Origin of the sequence: Methylobacterium isbiliense, assembly GCF_022179325.1 — a bacterium.
GTDB lineage: Bacteria > Pseudomonadota > Alphaproteobacteria > Rhizobiales > Beijerinckiaceae > Methylobacterium > Methylobacterium isbiliense.
On record NZ_BPQQ01000069.1, the window covers coordinates 13,963 to 31,899 of the forward strand.

16 protein-coding genes are annotated in these 17,937 nt (G+C 72.2%); 5 read left to right on the top strand and 11 right to left on the bottom strand.

Features of this window, described 5'->3' with window-relative positions; all coding sequences use genetic code 11:
* Nucleotides 1–50 precede the first annotated feature (50 nt).
* Nucleotides 51–1,031, top strand: a complete 981-nt coding sequence (gene meaB / locus MFF61_RS25800) for a methylmalonyl Co-A mutase-associated GTPase MeaB (protein ID WP_238240558.1) — start codon at nucleotides 51–53, stop codon at nucleotides 1,029–1,031.
* 125 nt (nucleotides 1,032–1,156) lie between these two features.
* On the opposite strand, the gene rpsA is transcribed toward meaB, so the two are convergent.
* From rpsA to MFF61_RS25820, 4 genes are all read right to left on the bottom strand, one after another.
* Nucleotides 1,157–2,869 carry a 30S ribosomal protein S1 gene (gene rpsA / locus MFF61_RS25805; protein WP_238240559.1) on the bottom strand — a complete coding sequence of 571 codons (1,713 nt, stop codon included), beginning with the start codon at nucleotides 2,867–2,869 and terminating at the stop codon, nucleotides 1,157–1,159.
* Between the two features lie 294 nt (nucleotides 2,870–3,163).
* On the bottom strand, nucleotides 3,164–3,883 hold the full coding sequence (locus MFF61_RS25810) for a DUF1013 domain-containing protein (protein ID WP_238240560.1): 720 nt from the start codon (nucleotides 3,881–3,883) through the stop codon (nucleotides 3,164–3,166).
* Nucleotides 3,884–4,151: 268 nt separating this feature from the next.
* Nucleotides 4,152–5,096, bottom strand: coding sequence for a ribose-phosphate pyrophosphokinase (locus tag MFF61_RS25815; RefSeq protein ID WP_238240561.1), 945 nt, complete (start codon nucleotides 5,094–5,096; stop codon nucleotides 4,152–4,154).
* A gap of 113 nt (nucleotides 5,097–5,209) precedes the next feature.
* The gene (locus MFF61_RS25820; RefSeq protein ID WP_238240562.1) at nucleotides 5,210–5,455 is read right to left on the bottom strand and encodes a DUF4170 domain-containing protein; all 246 of its coding nucleotides are present in this window, start codon (nucleotides 5,453–5,455) and stop codon (nucleotides 5,210–5,212) included.
* Nucleotides 5,456–5,670: 215 nt separating this feature from the next.
* On the opposite strand from MFF61_RS25820, the gene acmB reads away from it, so the two are divergent.
* Nucleotides 5,671–6,849, top strand: coding sequence for a methyl acetate hydrolase AcmB (acmB, locus tag MFF61_RS25825; protein ID WP_238240563.1), 1,179 nt, complete (start codon nucleotides 5,671–5,673; stop codon nucleotides 6,847–6,849).
* Nucleotides 6,850–7,319: 470 nt separating this feature from the next.
* On the opposite strand, the gene MFF61_RS25835 is transcribed toward acmB, so the two are convergent.
* From MFF61_RS25835 to MFF61_RS25855, 5 genes are all read right to left on the bottom strand, one after another.
* Nucleotides 7,320–7,718 carry a hypothetical protein gene (locus MFF61_RS25835; protein ID WP_238240564.1) on the bottom strand — a complete coding sequence of 133 codons (399 nt, stop codon included), beginning with the start codon at nucleotides 7,716–7,718 and terminating at the stop codon, nucleotides 7,320–7,322.
* Between the two features lie 105 nt (nucleotides 7,719–7,823).
* Nucleotides 7,824–8,609, bottom strand: coding sequence for a hypothetical protein (locus tag MFF61_RS25840; RefSeq protein WP_238240565.1), 786 nt, complete (start codon nucleotides 8,607–8,609; stop codon nucleotides 7,824–7,826).
* A 442-nt stretch (nucleotides 8,610–9,051) separates the two neighbouring features.
* Nucleotides 9,052–11,352, bottom strand: coding sequence for a xanthine dehydrogenase family protein molybdopterin-binding subunit (locus tag MFF61_RS25845; protein WP_238240573.1), 2,301 nt, complete (start codon nucleotides 11,350–11,352; stop codon nucleotides 9,052–9,054).
* A 5-nt stretch (nucleotides 11,353–11,357) separates the two neighbouring features.
* The gene (locus tag MFF61_RS25850) at nucleotides 11,358–11,834 is read right to left on the bottom strand and encodes a (2Fe-2S)-binding protein (RefSeq protein WP_238240566.1); all 477 of its coding nucleotides are present in this window, start codon (nucleotides 11,832–11,834) and stop codon (nucleotides 11,358–11,360) included.
* 232 nt (nucleotides 11,835–12,066) lie between these two features.
* On the bottom strand, nucleotides 12,067–12,441 hold the full coding sequence (locus tag MFF61_RS25855) for a VanZ family protein (protein ID WP_238240567.1): 375 nt from the start codon (nucleotides 12,439–12,441) through the stop codon (nucleotides 12,067–12,069).
* A 165-nt stretch (nucleotides 12,442–12,606) separates the two neighbouring features.
* Between MFF61_RS25855 and MFF61_RS25860 the strand changes: the two genes are divergently transcribed.
* On the top strand, nucleotides 12,607–12,894 hold the full coding sequence (locus MFF61_RS25860) for a hypothetical protein (RefSeq protein WP_238240568.1): 288 nt from the start codon (nucleotides 12,607–12,609) through the stop codon (nucleotides 12,892–12,894).
* Between the two features lie 251 nt (nucleotides 12,895–13,145).
* On the opposite strand, the gene MFF61_RS25865 is transcribed toward MFF61_RS25860, so the two are convergent.
* Both MFF61_RS25865 and MFF61_RS25870 read right to left on the bottom strand, forming a co-directional pair.
* A complete protein-coding gene (locus MFF61_RS25865) occupies nucleotides 13,146–15,197 on the bottom strand; it encodes a vWA domain-containing protein (protein ID WP_238240569.1) in 2,052 nt (683 codons plus the stop codon).
* The gene (locus MFF61_RS25870) at nucleotides 15,187–15,771 is read right to left on the bottom strand and encodes an RNA polymerase sigma factor (RefSeq protein ID WP_238240570.1); all 585 of its coding nucleotides are present in this window, start codon (nucleotides 15,769–15,771) and stop codon (nucleotides 15,187–15,189) included. Before MFF61_RS25870 ends, MFF61_RS25865 begins: the two co-directional genes overlap by 11 nt.
* 253 nt (nucleotides 15,772–16,024) lie before the next feature.
* Between MFF61_RS25870 and MFF61_RS25875 the strand changes: the two genes are divergently transcribed.
* Nucleotides 16,025–17,155 (top strand): Mrp/NBP35 family ATP-binding protein, encoded by a 1,131-nt coding sequence (locus MFF61_RS25875; RefSeq protein ID WP_238240571.1) that lies wholly within the window; start codon nucleotides 16,025–16,027, stop codon nucleotides 17,153–17,155.
* Complete coding sequence (gene mobA, locus MFF61_RS25880) at nucleotides 17,152–17,784, top strand: molybdenum cofactor guanylyltransferase MobA (protein WP_283206037.1); 633 nt, start codon at nucleotides 17,152–17,154, stop codon at nucleotides 17,782–17,784. The genes MFF61_RS25875 and mobA overlap by 4 nt, the downstream gene beginning before the upstream one ends.
* Nucleotides 17,785–17,937: the final 153 nt, after the last annotated feature.

Here is a 17,937-nt window from a genome sequence, read left to right on the forward strand (position 1 = left end):
CCGGGCCGGCGCCCCTCGACGGCGGCAGGCCGACCCGGCAGAAAGGTCCGATGACGCGCGTGCCGGCCCCCGACCTCGACCAGCTCCTTCAGGGCAACCGGGCGGCCCTCGCCCGGGCGATCACGCTCGCCGAATCGAAGCGGCCGGACCACCGCGCCGCCGCGCGCGATCTCCTCGACCGCGCCCTCCCCCACACCGGCAAAGCGGTGCGGGTCGGCATCACCGGCGTGCCCGGCGTCGGCAAGTCGACGACCATCGACGCGCTCGGCGCCAACCTCACCGCGCAGGGCCACCGGGTGGCGGTGCTGGCGGTCGATCCGAGTTCGACCCGCACGGGCGGCTCGATCCTCGGCGACAAGACCCGGATGGCGCGGCTCGCAGTCGATCCCAACGCCTATATCCGCCCCTCGCCCTCCTCCGGCACCCTCGGCGGCGTCGCGGCCAAGACCCGCGAGACCATGCTGCTGTGCGAGGCGGCGGGCTTCGACGTGATCCTGGTCGAGACCGTGGGCGTCGGGCAGTCCGAGACGGCGGTGGCGGACCTCACCGACTTCTTCCTCGTGCTGATGCTGCCGGGGGCGGGCGACGAGCTGCAGGGCATCAAGAAGGGCATCCTCGAACTCGCCGACCTGATCGCGGTCAACAAGGCGGACGGCGAGGAAGGGTCGCGCCGCGCCAAGGCGGCGGCGGCCGAGTACCGGGCGGCGCTCCACATCCTGACGCCCGCGAGTGCCACCTGGACGCCCCCCGTGGTGACGATCTCGGGGCTGGCCAACCAGGGCCTCGACGCGCTCTGGGCCGCGATCCTCGACCACCGCGCCAAGCTGACGGCGACGGGCGAACTGGCGAGCCGGCGCCGGGCGCAGGACGTGAAGTGGATGTGGGCGATGGTGCACGAGCGGCTGCACCAGCGCCTCGTCGGCACCGCCGAGGTGCGGGCGAGGACCGCGGAGGCCGAGCGGGCGGTGGCGGCGGGCGAGCGCTCGGCCGCGGCCGGCGCGGACCTGATCGCCGAGCTGATCGGGCTGTAGGGCCGGCGCGCCGCCACCCGGTCCGTCGCCGCGGCCCGCGCACACGAGAACGCCCGCCCGGATCGCTCCGGGCGGGCGCTGCCGTGAGACGTTAGGTCAGGCCCGGCCGAGGCCGGGCCGGAGCCTCACTTCTTGTCGCCCTGGCGGGCCTTGAGGGCCGCGCCCAGGATGTCGCCGAGCGAGGCGCCCGAATCGGCCGAGCCGTACTGGGCGATCGCCTCCTTCTCCTCGGCCATTTCCAGGGCCTTGATGGAGAGCTGCACGCGGCGCGCCTTGCGGTCGAACTGCGTGACGCGGGCATCCACCTTTTCGCCCGCCGCGAAGCGCTCGGGGCGCTGGTCGCCGCGGTCGCGGGCGATCTCGGCCCGGCGGATGAAGGTCGACAGGTCGGTGTCGACGATTCTGACCTCGATGCCGGAATCCTTGACCTCCAGCACCTCGCAGGTGACGACCTGACCCTTGCGGATCTCGCCCGCATCCGCGAAGGGGTCGCCGGCGAGCTGCTTGATGCCGAGCGAGATGCGCTCCTTCTCGACGTCGACGTCGAGAACCTGGGCGCGCACCACGTCGCCCTTCTTGAACTCGTCGATGACCTGCTCGCCCGGACGGTTCCAGTCGAGGTCCGAGAGGTGGACCATGCCGTCGACGTCGCCTTCGAGGCCGATGAACAGGCCGAACTCGGTCTTGTTCTTGACCTCGCCCTCGACCTCGGAGCCCACCGGGTGCTTCTCGGAGAACGCCTCCCAGGGGTTCTGCAGGGTCTGCTTGAGACCGAGCGAGATGCGGCGCTTGACCGGATCGACCTCCAGGATCTGCACCTCGACCTCCTGGGAGGTGGAGACGATCTTGCCCGGATGGACGTTCTTCTTGGTCCAGCTCATCTCCGAGACGTGGATCAGGCCCTCGATCCCCGGCTCCAGCTCCACGAAGGCGCCGTAATCGGTGATGTTGGTCACGCGGCCCTTGAGCTTGGCGTTGACCGGGTAGCGGGCGGCGATGCCCTCCCACGGATCGGCGAGCAGCTGCTTGATGCCGAGCGAGATGCGGTGCGTCTCGTGGTTGATCTTGATGATCTTGACCTTGACCGTCTGGCCGATGTTGACGACCTCGGACGGATGGTTGACGCGGCGCCACGCCATGTCGGTGACGTGCAGCAGGCCGTCAATGCCGCCGAGGTCCACGAACGCACCGTACTCGGTGATGTTCTTGACCACGCCGTCGATGACCTGACCCTCTTCGAGGTTCGCCACCAGCTCCGAGCGCTGCTCGGCCCGGCTCTCTTCGAGCACGGTGCGGCGCGACACCACGATGTTGCCGCGGCGGCGGTCCATCTTGAGGATCTGGAACGGCTGCGGCGTGCCCATGAGCGGCGTCACGTCGCGGACCGGACGGATGTCCACCTGCGAGCGCGGCAGGAACGCCACGGCGCCGTCGAGGTCGACCGTGTAGCCGCCCTTGACCTGGTTGAAGATCGTGCCGGAGACGCGCTCGTTGTTTTCGAACGCCTTCTCGAGCTTGACCCAGCTCTCCTCGCGGCGGGCCTTGTCGCGCGAGATGACGGCTTCGCCCAGCGCGTTCTCGATCCGGTCGACGTAGACCTCGACCTCGTCGCCGACGGCGATCGGCTGGTCACGGCCGGGACCGGTGAATTCCTTGAGGGCGACGCGGCCCTCGGTCTTGGCCCCGATGTCGATGACGGCGACGTCCTTCTCGATCGCCACCACCCGGCCCTTGACCACGGAGCCTTCCGTGATCTCGTGCTCGCGGAACGACTCTTCGAGGAGGGAGGCGAAGTCCTCGCGGCTCGACTCGTAGGCGCTTTGCAAACCTGCGGACATTGAAACTCCTTGAGATCGCCCCCGCCTCGTGGGTCGGGAACGGCGCCGGCGGCTCGTGTGACGGGCCGCTCCCGCCCGCCGGTGGCCCCTCCGCGTCGGCGGGGGAGACCGCGCGCCCCGTCGGGGGGCGTGCCGGCGCATGATCGGCGAACGGGAACGTACTTCCTAAAAAAGCCCGGCGGCTCCGGCCGAACGCGAAAGAGGGGCTGTGCCGCCCCTCCCGTTCGCCGTCGCGCAAGATGCCGTCGGATCGTGGCGCCTTATCCCAAAAGCGCCGTTCAGGCAAGGTTGAGCTCAGAGATCGTCGTCGTCCTCGTCCTCGCCTCGCCGCAGCGGCTTGAGGCGGGCGAAGACGGAATCCGCGTCGATCTTCTCGTCGCGGCCCGGGCGGCCGTGCCGGTCGTCGTGATGGTCCTCGGGCTCGGGCAGCACCGAGAGCTCCGGCGGCATCAGGGTGGCGCCGCCATCCGCGGCCTCCACGGCCGGCCGGTCCTTGGCGGCGCGCTGCACCTCGAAATCGAGGTCGATCTGGGTGCACAGGCCGAGCGTGACGGGATCCATCGGCTGGAGCGAGGCCGAGTTCCAGTGCGTGCGCTCGCGGATCTGCTGGATCGTCGACTTGGTGGTGCCGACGAGGCGCATGATCTGCGCGTCCTTCAGCTCCGGGTGATTGCGCAGGAGCCAGAGGATCGCGTTCGGCCGGTCCTGGCGGCGCGAGAGCGGCGTGTAGCGCGGGCCCTTGGTGCGCTTCACCTCCGGCAGCTTCACCTTGGACACCGCCACCTTCATGCGGTGGCTGGGGTTCTTCTGGGCCTTCTCGATCTCCTCGCGGGTGAGCTGGCCGGTGGAGACCGGGTCGAGGCCCTTGATGCCGCTCGCCACCTCGCCGTCCGCGATGCCCTTCACCTCCAGCGGGTGCAGCTTGCAGAAATCGGCGATCTGGTCGAAGGCCAGCGACGTGTTCTCGATGAGCCAGACGGCCGTCGCCTTGGGCATCAACGGTCCCTGGGACATGAATCACCTCCAGACGCGCCCAGATCCGGCCGGGCGCCACTCCGTCGGCGCGGCCGACGGACACGAATGACGACCCCTCCTTCGCGCGGCAGGAACCACCGGGCGGCGCCGCGGCGGCACCGCCGACATCCCGGATCGAACCGGAATGTCCCGTCTCACGCTGTGAGGGAGAGACCTAATATAGGCCCGTCGCGGCCTCGCGCAAACCGGATTTCCGGCCGGGCCTCGACTGATCGTCGGCGGGAGGCCGGGGGCCGGCCGCGCGCCGTCAGGCGAACAGGCTCGACACGCTCGATTCGTCCGCGGTGCGGCCGATGGCTTCGCCCAGCAGCGGGGCGATGGTCGCCACGCGGATGTTGCGGGCGAGCTTCACGGCGGCGGTGGGCTGGATCGAATCGGTGATCACCAGCTCCTTCAGCTTCGAGGAGGCGATGCGCGAGACCGCCCCGCCCGACAGCACCCCGTGGGTGATGTAGGCGTAGACGTCCTTCGCCCCCTGCGCGAGCAGCGCTTCCGCGGCGTTCACCAGCGTGCCGCCCGAATCGACGATGTCGTCCACGAGGATGCAGGAGCGGCCCTCGACCTCGCCGATGATGTTCATCACCTCCGACTCGCCCGGGCGCTCGCGGCGCTTGTCCACGATGGCGAGCGGGGCGTCGATGCGCTTGGCGAGCGCGCGGGCGCGCACCACGCCGCCGACATCCGGCGACACCACCATGCGGTCGGACGGGTCGAGCCGCTCCTTGATGTCGCGCACCATCACGGGGGCGGCGAAGAGGTTGTCGGTGGGGATGTCGAAGAAGCCCTGGATCTGCCCGGCATGCAGGTCGAGGGTCATGACGCGGTCGGCGCCGGCCTCCGTGATCAGGTTGGCGACGAGCTTGGCCGAGATCGGGGTGCGGCCCGAGGTGCGCCGGTCCTGCCGGGCATAGCCGAAATACGGGATCACCGCGGTGATGCGCCGCGCCGAGGAGCGGCGTGCGGCGTCGATCATGATGAGCAGTTCCATCAGGTGATCGTTCGCCGGGAACGAGGTCGACTGGACGATGAACACGTCCTCGCCGCGCACGTTCTCCTGCAACTCGACGAAGATCTCCATGTCGGCGAAGCGCCGCACGGAGCACAGGGCGAGCGGACGCTCGAGGTAGGCCGCGATCGCCTCCGCCAGGGGACGGCTCGCGTTGCCGGCCACGATCTTGATCGAGGATTTCATCGTCTGTCCATCGGTCCGCCCGCCGAGAGGGTGCCCGTCCCGGCGCGCCCGGCTCTTACCAGTGGCGCCGAGGCGTCACAACGTCTTCGTCGGTCCCGCACCCGCGCGTCCGCTCACGGCTGCAGCAGCCGGTGCAGATGAACGATGAAGTAGCGGGTGAGCGCGCTGTCGACCGTCTGCTGCGCCTTGGCCTTCCAGGCGATGGCGGCGCTGGCGTAGTCCGGGAAGATCCCGACGACGTCGAGCTTCGACAGGTCGCGGAAGGTGATGCCGTCGAGGCTCTGGAGTTCGCCGCCGAAGACGAGGTGGAGGAGCTGGGTCGGCTCGGCCGTCGTCGGCGCGGCGTCCTGCGTGCTCATGCGTGTGGTCTCCCTGGGGCCGGGCCGCGCGGTGCCGCCCGCGGGCGACGGGGTTGCAAGCGCCGGGCCGTCCGTCAAGCCGCGGATGCGCCCTGCGGCGCCGCGGCCCGGGGACCACCTCGCCGGCAGCGCCCGGGCGGCCTATCGTGCTGCCCGCGAACGCCACCGGGGGCGATCCGCAGAGGCCGGCCCGGCGTCGCAAGGGAGGACCCGCGATGACACAGGATCTCACGCAGGCCGCCGACGCGCTCCTGCGGCAGGCGGTGAGCGCCAGCCCGGGCCTGCCGGGCGTGGTGGCGCTCGCCACCGACCGGCGCGGCACCCTCTACGCGGGCGCGGCCGGGCACCGCGTCCAGGGCGAGCCGGCGCCGATGACGCCCGACACCGTCCTGGCGATTTTTTCCACCACCAAGGCGATCACCGCCACCGCGGCCCTGCTGCTCGCCGAGGAGGGCGGGCTCGACCTCGACGCGCCGGCCCGGACCTACGCCCCCGCCATCGGCGAACTCCGGGTGCTGGAGGGCTTCGCGGAGGACGGCAGCCCGACTCTGCGGGCGCCGCGGCGCGAGATCACCACCCGGATGCTGCTCCTGCACACCGCCGGGCTCGGCTACGACATCTTCAACGCCGATTACGCCCGGCTCGCCCGCGAGCGCGGCCAGCCGACCGTCACCACCGGCACCCGGGCCGCCCTGATGACGCCGCTGCTGTTCGACCCGGGCGAACGCTGGGAATACGGCAGCAACATCGACTGGGCCGGGCAGGTCGTGGAGGGCATCACCGGCCAGCGCCTGGGCGCGGTGATGCAGGAGCGGATCTTCGCGCCGCTCGGCATGACGAGCACCGCCTTCACGATGACGCCCGCGATGCGCGCCCGCCTCGCCCGCATCCACCAGCGCGGCCAGGACGGGTCTCTGAAGCCCCTCGCCACCTTCGAACTGCCGCAGGACCCGGAGGTCCAGATGGGCGGCCACGGTCTCTACTCGACCGCCGACGATTACGGCCGCTTCATCCGCCTGTGGCTGAACGACGGGGCGGGCGAGCACGGCCGCGTGCTCAAGCCCGAGACGGTGGCGATGGCGGCGCAGAACGGCCTCGGCCCGATGCGCATCCGCCCCCTGCCCGGCGTGATCAAGGCGCTCTCGCACGACGCCGAGTTCTTCCCCGGCATGCCGAAGAGCTGGGGCCTGAGCTTCATGATCAACGAGGAGGACGCCCCGACCGGCCGCCCGGCCGGCTCCCTGGCCTGGGCGGGCCTCGCCAACCTCTACTTCTGGATCGACCGCCGCACCGGCGTCGGCGGGTTCTGGGGCACCCAGATCTTCCCCTTCGCCGACCCGGCCTCGGTGGAGAACTACCTCGCCTTCGAGACGGCGGTTTATCGCAGCCTGTAAGGCCGCGCGGCGCGGCTTGGGCCGCGTGGCGCGGCTTGGGCCGCGTGGCGCGGCTTGGGCCGCGCCCGTCGGGGTCGGGCCGTCGACGTAGCCCTCCGGCCCCTGGCTGTACCACGTCCTGCGGTCGTCCTCGGTCAAGGCTGCGTTCCGCGCGATCCGCTCCGGCAGGTCGGGGTTGGCGAGGTCGGTTCGGACGAAGGCGATCGCATCTGCCCCTCCCCCGTCCAAGGCCTGCCGGGCGCGGGCGTCTCCGGATGCGCCGCGATCGCGCCCCTGATACCGGCGGTCGATTCCAATGGCCGCCGGTTCGGTTCTCGATTTCCCGTCAACTCTTTGACTTGGCGTCGAAGATCGAGATGCCTCAACGGCCCGATGCGTCAGCATCTTGGGCCGTTGATATGGGAGTGCCCGCAGGTAAACTGCGCCCGGCGCCAGGCCAGCGCCGGTCGGCCGTGCGCCGCGCGAAGGCGTCAGCCGCCGAGCTGGGCCCGTGCCTCGCCGAGCGCCTTGCGGCAGCCCGCCTCGTCGCCCTTCTTGGCCGCCTCGCGGGCCTGATTGAGGCTGGCGCGCGCCTGCATCACGCTCGTTCCGGTCCCGGCCTCGGCGGCGGCCTTGGCCTCCGCCGATCCCGGCTCCGGCCCCTTCGGCAGGGCGGACGGCGTGGTGTTGCGGGCCTGTGCCTGCTCGCCCTGCGCCTCGCGCCGGCTCGACACCTCCTTGCTGGCCGTGGAGGTGGAGATCACGTCCCGCGTCTGCTCGCTGAGGCGCGGTTCGAGGGCGGCGATCTCCTGCTCGCAGGAGGCCGCGGCGGCCGGGAGCGCCGCGAGCGTCCCGATGAGGCCGGCGGCGAGGGACAGACGGAGCTTCATCAGCGTGACCTCGTGTGGCGGATTCCGGCTCAACCCGGGGGCGCAGGAGCAGTTCCGGCCGTGCGGCACGGGGCGCCGCACGGCCGCTGCGCCGCCAGGCGCCGCTCAGTCGGTCACGGTGGGGACGAACATCTGGCGCGCGTACCACGGCAGTGCGGCGACGCTGACGATCTCCGGCGGGCCGGAGAAGATCTTGCCCAGCACGCCGCCCGACGCCTCGACGCTCACGGTCTTCGCCCGGTCGATCGAGCTGCCGGGACTGCGGATCACGAAGCTGCCCTGGTCGATCCGGTAGTTGCGGCGCACCTTCGGGTCGGCGGCCGAGACGTTGCGCGAGTCGAACTGGCCGCGGTTCGGCTGGCCGGCCTCGTAGGCGAGCCGCAGGCTGAGGCGCTCGCCGCCCTCGCCCGCCACGGTCCAGGTCTCCTCGACGGTCTTGGCGAGATCCTGCCCCTGAACGCTGCGCGCGAGCGAGACCCGGGCGGGCTTGCCGACGCGGTAGTAGCCGGGCACGGCCTGCGCGCCGCCATAGACGACGACGATGCCGAAGGCGTTCTCCTGACCGCTCTTAGCGGGCACGGACAGGACCACGAACGGCTCGGGCGCCCCCACCGGCTTGCCGTCCGCCCCGAGGCCGAGCAGGGTCTCGGCGAACACCGCCGAGAGATTGGCGCCCTTGGCTGGGCCCTGCGCGATGGGGCTGACGGTCCATCCGGCCGGGAGCAGGGATTGGGCGACCTCGTCCGGGATCTTGAAGGTGACGACGGTGCGGATCTCCTGACTGAACCCGGCGGGCGTGCCGAGCGGGTCGGGCGGCGGGGTCTGCGCCACGGCCGGCGCCAGCGCGAGGCAGGCGAGGACGAGGACGGAAGCGGCGATCTTTTGGCCCATCAGTTTCCTCCACATCAGATGCAACGGTCCGTGTCCGGCCGGGCCGCCGCCTCTGCGGGCGGCTGGCCTGTCCGGTCGTGAGAGGCACCCGCACGACCAGTCCTGCACCGCCGCGCAAGCATGCGCGGCAGGCCGATCGACTTCGTATGACTGTCCGGATTGAGTGACCGGCCAATCGATCTGCCCCTCGATCCGAAGCATAGCGGCAGTTATGGAAAGAAGAAAGCCGCCTTGCATTGGCGGGCAGCCGGTGGACCTTGATGGTCGTCGGCGCAGCCTCGATGCGGGTCGGCGCGTGAGGATCGAGGATGTCCTGCACCGTGCGGCCGCTCCCGTGGCGGGAGGCTCGCTCGACCCCCCGGGCCGCCGGTCCGGTCTCCTGGCGATCGCGTCGCCGGGCCTGCGTGCGGCCGCGATCCGGCCGCACGCAGGATGGTCGTGATCAGGCGCTGAGCTTGTCGCGCAGCGGCAATTGCCGGATGCGCCGTCCGGTGGCGGCGAAGACGGCGTTGACGATCGCGGGCGCCACCGGCGGAACGCCGGGCTCGCCGACGCCGCCGAGCGGCTTGCCGTAATCCTGACCCGGCAGCAGGTGGACGTTGATCGTCTTCGGCGCGGCGTCGATGCGGGTCAGCTCGTAGGTGTCGAGGTTGTCCTGCACCGTGCGGCCGTTCTTGAAGCTGATCTCGGCCGTGAGCGCCAGACCCATGCCCATCACCACGGCGCCCTCCAGCTGCGAGCGCACCCGCTCGGGGTTCACCTGCGGCCCGCAATCGACGGCGATGTCGACCTGGTGCACGGTGATCTCCCCCTTCGGCCCGACCTCGACCTCCGCGGCGGCGGCCGTGTAGGTCACGAAGCTGTAGTGGCCGGCGATGCCCAGGCCCCTGCCCTTCTCGACCTTGCGGCCCCAGCCGATGCCGGTCGCCGCCGCCTCGATCACCCGGCGCAGGCGCCCGGTGTCGATGGGATAGCGCGCCGGATCCTCGCCGTAGTTCCAGGCGTCGCCGATCTTCACCGGATCGATGATCCGGGCCGGCCCGATCAGGTCAAGCAGGTAATCCTTCGGGTCGCGGCCCGCCGCGTGCGCGAGCTCGGCCACGAAGGACTGGATCGCGAAGGCGTGCGGGATGTTCGACACCGAGCGGAACCAGCCGATCCGCACATGCGCGGGCGCGCTCGGGTTCTCCATCCGCAGGTTCGGGATCGCGAAGGGCGTGTTCACGAGGCCCATCCCGAGTTCGATCGGGATCTCGTGGTCGGCCCCGGCGGCGAAGATCGAGCCGATCGTCGGCGCCACGCTGCGGTGAAGCCACGCCACCGGCATGCCCTTGGCGTCGAGGCCCGCCTCCAGCCGCTCCACCGAGACCGTGTGGTAGTAGCCGTGGTGGAGATCGTCCTCGCGGGTCCAGGTCAGCTTGACGGGCGTGCCGCCCATCGCCTGCGAGCAGAGCGCCGCCTCGACCACGTAGTCGGGCTTCGACTTGCGCCCGAAGCCGCCGCCGAGCAGCGTCACGTGCACCGTCACCTTGTCGGCGCCGATGCCGAGCCGCTTGGCGACGCGGTCGCGGGTGGCCTGCGGCGCCTGGGTCGCGGCCCAGACCTCCACTTGGCCGTCCCGGATCCGCACCGTCGCGGCCGGCGGCTCCATCGGGGCCTGGACGAGGTGGGGGATGTAGTATTCCGCCTCGACGCGCTTGGCCGCCCCCTTCATGGCGGCGTCGACGTCGCCCTCCTGGCGCACCACCTTGCCGGGCTTGCGCGCGGCCTCCTCCAGCTGCGCCCGGTAGGCATCGGAATCGTAGGAGGCGTTGGGGCCGTCGTCCCAGGTGATCTTGAGCGCCTCGCGGCCCTTGATCGCCGCCCAGGTGTTTTTGGCGATCACCGCCACGCCGCCGAGCGGCTGGAACTCCACCGGCGGGGCCGGCGGATCGATCGGCACCACCTTGACCACGCCCGGGACCTTCAGGGTCTCGGCGGCGTCGAAGGACTTCACCGTGCCGCCGAACACCGGCGGGTGGGCGACCACCGCGTACAGCATCCCGTCGAGGCGGGTGTCGAGCCCGTAGGTCGCCCGGCCCGTGGTGATGTCGCGGTTGTCGATGAGGCCGATCTGGCCCTTGCCGATGTAGCGGAAGGCCGACGCGTCCTTGAGCCGGACGGCGTCGCCCTGCGGCACCGGCAGGCCGCTCGCGGCCTTCGCCATCTCGCCGTAGCCGGTCTGCCGGCCCGACTTGGCGTGGCGCAGCACGTGGTTCTCGGCCGTGACCTCGGCGGCGGGCACGCCCCATTCCTTGGCGGCGGCGGCGATCAGCATCGCGCGGGCGGCGGCGCCGGCGCGGCGCATCGGCATGAAGAAGTGGCGCAGCGAGCGCGAGCCGTCCGTGTCCTGGTTGCCGAAGCGCGCCTCGTCGCCCTCGGCCTGGGCGACCTTCACCTTGGCCCAGTCGGCCTCCAGTTCGTCGGCGACCACCAGGGCGATCGAGGTGCGCACGCCCTGCCCCATCTCGGAGCGGTGGCAGGTGACCGTCACGGTGCCGTCCGGCGCGATGGCGACGAACAGGGTGGGGTCGTCGCGCCAGCCGTTCGGCATGGCATCGGCGCCGAATTGGGTCTCGGCCGCGCGGGCCGGCGGCGTGCGCAGGCTGAGCGCCAGCACGAGGGCGCCGGCGCCGCCGAGCAGGCCGCGGCGGCTGACATTCGACAGGGCGGAGGCAGGCTCCGCGGCGGAGAGGGGGGACATCAGGTTCACAGGCGCTCTCCCTGGGCCTTCGGGGTCACGCCGGCCGCCTGCTTGATGGCGGCGCGGATGCGCGGATAGGTGCCGCAGCGGCAGAGATTCCCGCTCATGGCGGAGTCGATGTCCGCATCGGTGGGCTTGGGCGTGTCCTTGAGCAGCGAGGCCGCCTGCATGATCTGGCCGGTCTGGCAGTAGCCGCATTGCGACACGTTGAGGTCGCGCCATGCCGCCTGGAGCGGGTGGTTCCCGTCCGGCGACAGGCCCTCGATGGTGATCACCGGCTGCCCGTCCGCCGCCGAGACCGGGGTCTGGCAGGAGCGCACGGCCGAGCCCCCGACATGGATGGTGCAGGCCCCGCAGGCCGCGATGCCGCAGCCGAACTTGGTGCCGACGAGGCCGAGTTCGTCCCGCAGGTACCAGAGGAGCGGCATCTCCGGGTCACCGTCATAGGCCCGCTCCTGGCCGTTCACGTTGAGCTTGATCATCATCGCCCTCCGGCTCTGGGGCCGCTCTGCGATGCGCGGGCACGATCCCGGTCGCGGCGCGGCAGTCCCGATCACAACGGTTCCAGACTGGGCGTCGTTAGGCCGGGCGTGCCGGCTGCCGCAACCGCACCAGGCGCGGTCCGGCCTTGCGCCGGCCGCAGGAACCCAGTCGTCGTGCGGACATCTGGCTCACGGCGCCCGGGCGGAAAGGGGTGGTGGCCGGAACTAACAATCAGGACGTGCGGTCGTGGCGCAGCAGCGCCCGAAGCGCGAGCAGACCCGCCAGCGTGCCGAGGCCGGCGCCCAGGCTGCTCGCCGCGAAGTCGACGACCTGCGCGGTCCGTCCCGGAACCCAGCGCTGGCCGATCTCGAGGAGGCCCGCGAGCGTCACCAGAGCGGCGAAGAGCCGCGAGGCGGACGGGCGCGGCAGCCCGACCGCCAGGATCGCGGCCGTGCCCGCATAGGCCAGGACGTGCTCGATCTGCCCGGCGAGGCTGGTGCGGACCTCCCAGTCCTTCGGGATCCACGACAGCCAGACCAGCGCGAGCAGGCAGAGGCCGCCCGCCGCGAGCGCGGCCTTGCGCAGCATCAGGACCGATCGCGACATGCCCGCTCCCACGGCCGGAAAAGCTCCGGCTCCATCGGGCGGATCGCGGCCGATGTCCAGAGCGCGGCGGAATCGCTCGATTGCGACGGGATTTGTTTGCCGGGCGTTGCGGGGCGGCATGCTGGGATCGAGATCCGGCCTTCCGCCGTGGATGGACCTCGCCCGATGCAGATCCTCGAACTCCAGGACCGGTTGCGCGCCCTCGAAGCGCTCACGACGCAGCTCGTGCGCACGTTGCAGAAGGCCAAGCTCCTCGACGGCGAGCAGGTCGACCTGCTCCTCGACACCGTGGAGGAATTGATGACGGGCCAGGCCGGCGCCGCCTTCGCGGCCCAGCAGCTCGCCGAGGCGGCGAGCACCGGGCCGGTGATCTGGGAGGAGCCGGCGGACGCCCATGTCCGCAGCGCCTTCCGGCACATGCTCTACGAGCACGGCGTCCGGCACGACGCCTGAGCCGCTGGCCTTCAGGCGAACAGATGCGTCAGGACGCTGCCGAGCACCGCGACGAAGGTGAGCTTGCAGATGAACCCGATATCCTCGATGCGCTGGCGCATGGCTGCCTCTGTTCGTGAACCGTGATGACCCTGTGGTTGACCGTGAAATAGCCCCGGCACGGCCGGGCCGATGTGCGCCCCGGCACGAGTAAAGACGGTGGACGGCTTTCGGTTCACCGCAGGTCAAGGAGCGTGGTGAACGGTCGCGGCTCAGCGGGGCTGTGGCGACAGGGCCTGTGCGGTCTTCGCGGCGCGCACGAGCTGCAGGAACTCCGCGCGGTAACCATACGGGTCGTCGCCGCGGGCCGACTGCGCCAGCCGCAGGACGTCGTCGAGGTCGAAGCGGCCGGTATGGCGCCCGCCGCGCAGGATCTCCCCGAAGGCCGCCACCGCGGCGGCGAAGCGCGCCTCCTGCGGCGCGTCCTCCAGGCGGGCGAGCGCGCCGGGACGCTCCACCACCGTGTCGAGGAGCGCGCTCGTGTCGGAATCCGGCCGCTTGTAGCGGATCGCCACGTGAGCGACCTCCCGGGCGAGCTGGCCCGCCGCGGGGCCGGACCGCTCGCCGTAGCGCAGGTCGCCGAGCACCCGCGGCCCGCCCGCCGGCACGATCTCGTAGAGCGCCGTCACGGTCTGGCCCGAGCCGACCTCGCCGGCATCGACCCTGTCGTTGGCGAAGTCCGCACGGTCGAGCAGCCGGGTCTCGTAGCCGATCAGGCGGTACTCGGCCACGGCGGCCGGATTGAACTCGACCTGGATCTTCACGTCCTTGGCGATCGGGATCAGCGTCGCGGTCGCCTCCTCCACCAGCACCTTGCGGGCCTCGTTGGCGGTGTCGATGTGGGCGGCCGCACCGTTGCCGTTCTGCGCCAGCGCCTGCATCAGCGCATCGTTCAGGTTGCCCATGCCGAAGCCGAGGACGGACAGGAAGATGCCCTTCTGCCGCTCGCGCTCGACGAAACCCTTCAGCTCCTCCCGATCGGTGATGCCGACGTTGAAGTCGCCGTCGGTGGCGAGCATCACCCGGTTGACGGCCTGCGGCTCGTAATTGGCTTGCGCCAGCGCGTAGGCCTGCCGGATCCCCTCCCCGCCCGCAGTGCTGCCGCCCGCCGCCAGACCCTCGATGGCCGCCAGGATCCGGGCCCGCTCGCTCGCGGGCGTGGGCTCCAGCACGGTGCCGGCCTGCCCCGCATAGGCCACGATGGCGACGCGGTCGCGCGCATCGAGCCGGGTGAGCAGCATCGCCAGCGCCTGCTTGACGAGGGGCAGCCGGTTCGGCGGGCTCATGGAGCCCGAGGTGTCGACGAGGAAAACGAGGTTGGCCTTCGGCCGCTCCGCCGGCTGGAGCGCGTAGCCCTTGATGCCGACATGCAGGAGCTGACGGCCCTCCGCCCAGGGGCTCGGGAACAGCGCGGTCGTCACCCGGAACGGCTCGTTGGCGCTCGCCGGCCCCTCGTAGGCGTAGGGGAAGTAGTTGATCAGTTCCTCGGTGCGCACCGCAGCCTTCGGCGGCAGCACGTTGCGGGCGAGCGCGGCGCGCACGACCCCGTAGGAGGCGGTGTCGACGTCGATCGAGAAGGTCGAGACCGGCGCCTCGCGCACCGCCCGGAAGACGCTCTCGGGTCCGCTCGCGAAGCGGTCGCGGCCGGTGGGCTCAGCGGCGGGGGCGGGCTCGGGCCGGTGCGGCGGCGCGAGCCGGTTCTCGGCGAGACCGAGCGAGCGGGCCTTGGCGGCGACCGCTCCGGCCGGCGCACGCAGCGGCGCGGGCGAAGGTGGGGCCGCGAGTTCGGACATCTGCTGCAGGCCGGGATCGGTGCGCTCGCGTGTGGGCGCGACCGGGGGCGCGGCGGCGATGGCGGGTGCGGCAGGCGAGACGGGCGATGCGGGCCCCTGCGCCGGCGCGGGTGCGGCGGGCGGGACCGGCGGCGGCGCCTCGCGCGCGGTCTCGACGGGAGCGGGTGCGCGGTCGGCGCGCGCGGGCGGCCGAACGGACCGTTCGGGCGGCCGAGCGGTACGCTCGGCCAGGATGGTCCAGGCGGCGGGCAGGGCCAGGGCGGCGGTGAGTGCGGCGGCCAGGGCGGTGCGGGTGCGGAGAATGAGCGGCGTCCGTCGCGGAGGGTGACGCTCCGTGGGACGCCGGAAGCCCGCGGATCCTTGGCCGTCGCGAGTCTGGGCATCGAACCGCGCGAGGGCCGCCCGGACGGCGCGCTCGCGCGCCTCGCATGACGGCTCGGGGGCGGCGGGGAGTGCGGGATCAGGCGCCATGTCGGTCGTTCCCGGAGAGCGTGAGCCGGCGCCGCGCTTCGTGCAGGCGCCACGAGATGGTGGATTCGGCGACCCCGAGGGCGGTGCCCGCCTCGGCATGGGTCAGCCCCTCGCCGACCACGAGCACGACCGTCTCGCGCAGGGCCGGGTCGAGGCGGGCGAGTTCGCTCGCGAGCCAGGTTCGCCGGAAGAGGTCGCGCCCGTCCGGCGGCCGCGCGAGGCCGGCCAGCACCGCGAGCCCGCCGCGCAGCCGCGACAGCCGCGCCCCGCGGCGGTGATGGTCGCGGCAGGCATTGGCCACGATGCCGAACAGCCACGTCGAGACCTTCGCCTCGCCCCTGAACGTCCCGATCCGCTCCGCCAGCGCACAGCAGACCTCCTGCACGATGTCCTCGGCGTCGTCGCGCGAGCCGGTGAGGCGCCACGCGATCCGGTGCATGCGGTCGTAGTGGCGCCGCAGCAGCGCCTCGAAGGCCGCCCGCTCGCCCGCCGCCGCCCGGGCGGCGAGGCCGGCATCGGGGTCGGGATCGTCCGGCTCCGGGGCGGAGCCCGGCGGCAGGTCGCGGAGCGGCATGGCATTGTCCCGCATGCGGTCGTTCCCGGCGGCCCCGTGCCGCGTCCTCACCGGTCCTTCGCCGAGCCGGTGCCGCCGCGAAGGATGCTCGATCCGTGAGACGCGGGCCGGCGGCGAAAGCTTGGAGGGAATCGTCGCGCAGTCCGAATCCCTGCGGTGTTCCCTCCCGCACCGGCCGCGCTGGCGTTTCGGCGGGAGCGGTTTACATGACGGGCAGGGGCGCCTCCCGCGCCCGCGTGAGGAGTGCCGGGCCGTGGCGATCACCCGTGAGGACGTGCTGAGGGCGCTGTCGGGCGTGACGGTGGGCCGGGAGGGCACGCCGCTGCCGGAGACCGGGCGCCTGTCCGAGATCGTGGTCGATCCCGCTAACCGGGTGATGTTCTCGATCGCGATCGAGCCCGCCGAGGCCAAGGCGTTCGAGGCGGTGCGGCAGGCGGCCGAGATGGCGGTGCTGAAGATCGGCGGGGTCAAGAGCGCGCTGGCGAGCCTCACGGCCGAGCGCGGCCCCGCCGCCCCGCCGCCCCGCCCCGCAGGACCCGCAGCCGGCCAGGGCGCGGGGCCCCGGCCCGGTCCGGCGCTGCCGGGCGTGCGCCACATCGTGGCGGTCGCGTCCGGCAAGGGCGGCGTCGGCAAGTCCACCACCGCCTGCAACCTCGCGCTCGCCCTCAAGGCGCGGGGGCTCAGGGTCGGGCTGCTCGATGCCGACATCTACGGCCCCTCGGTGCCCAAGCTGTTCGGCCTCGACCGCAAGCCCGAAACCGTGTCGACGCCCCAGGGCCAGCGTATCGTGCCGCTCGACGGCTACGGCATGCCGGTGATGTCGATCGGCTTCCTGATCCAGGCGGACACCGCGATGATCTGGCGCGGGCCGATGGTGCAGTCGGCCCTGACGCAGCTCCTGCGCGACGTCGTCTGGGGCGAACTCGACGTGCTGATCGTCGACATGCCCCCCGGCACCGGTGACGCGCAGCTGACGCTGGCCCAGGCGACGCCGCTCGCGGGCGCGGTGATCGTCTCGACGCCGCAGGACCTCGCGCTGATCGATGCGCGCCGGGGCGTCGCCATGTTCAAGCGCGTCGAGGTGCCGATCCTCGGCATCGTCGAGAACATGGCGACCTTCATCTGCCCGCATTGCGGCACCGCCTCCGACATCTTCGGTCACGGCGGCGCCCGCCACGAGGCGGAGCGCCTCGGCGTGCCCTTCCTCGGCGAGGTGCCGCTCACCATGACGATCCGCGAGACCTCCGATGCCGGTCGCCCGGTGGTGGCGGTGGACCCCGACGGCCCGCAGGCCGCGATCTACCGCGAGATCGCGGGCCGGCTCTGGGACACCCTGTCGGGCGGCGGGACCGCCCGCCCGGCGCCCCGGATCGTCATCGAGTGAGCGGCGTCCCGCCGACCCTCGGGGTGATCCTGGCGGGCGGCCTGTCGCGCCGGATGGGCGGCGGCGACAAGCCCCTGCTGCGGCTCGGCGGCCGGACCCTCTTGGAGCGGGTGGCGGAGCGCCTGCGCCCGCAATGCGCGGCCGGGCTGATCCTCAACGCCAACGGCGATCCGGCGCGCTTCGCGGAATTCTTCGACGGCCCGGTCGTGCCCGATTCGGTGCCCGAGACCCCGGGACCGCTCGCGGGCGTGCTCGCCGCCCTGGAGCACGCCGCGTCGCATCACCCGGGCATCGCCTTCGTGGCGAGCGTCGCGGGCGACACGCCGTTCCTGCCGCCCGATCTCGTGGCCCGGCTGCACGCGGAACGTGCGGCGGCCGGCACCCGGCTCGCCATCGCGGCCTCGGGCGGACGCGCCCACTACGTCGACGGTCTCTGGCCGGTGGAATTGCGCAACGACCTGCGGGCGGCCCTCGTCGGCGAGGGCCTGCGCCGGGTCGGCCAGTGGATCGCCCGCCAGGGCGCCGCCGAGGCCGCATGGCCGGACCGGCCGGTGGATCCGTTCCTCAACCTCAACACGCCGCAGGACGTGGCGCTGGCGGAAGACCTGCTGCCGCGTGACGAACGCTGACGCCGTCCTGGCGAAGCGGATGCGAGAGCGCCGGAGACGGCGATCTCGCCGTTCCCGAACCGCCCAGCATCCCGGCTTGCCGCCGGTCCGGGGCACGTCATCGGGATCGGATCGACGTCGCCCGACGCCGCCGCTAGAGCCGTGCCCGCTCAT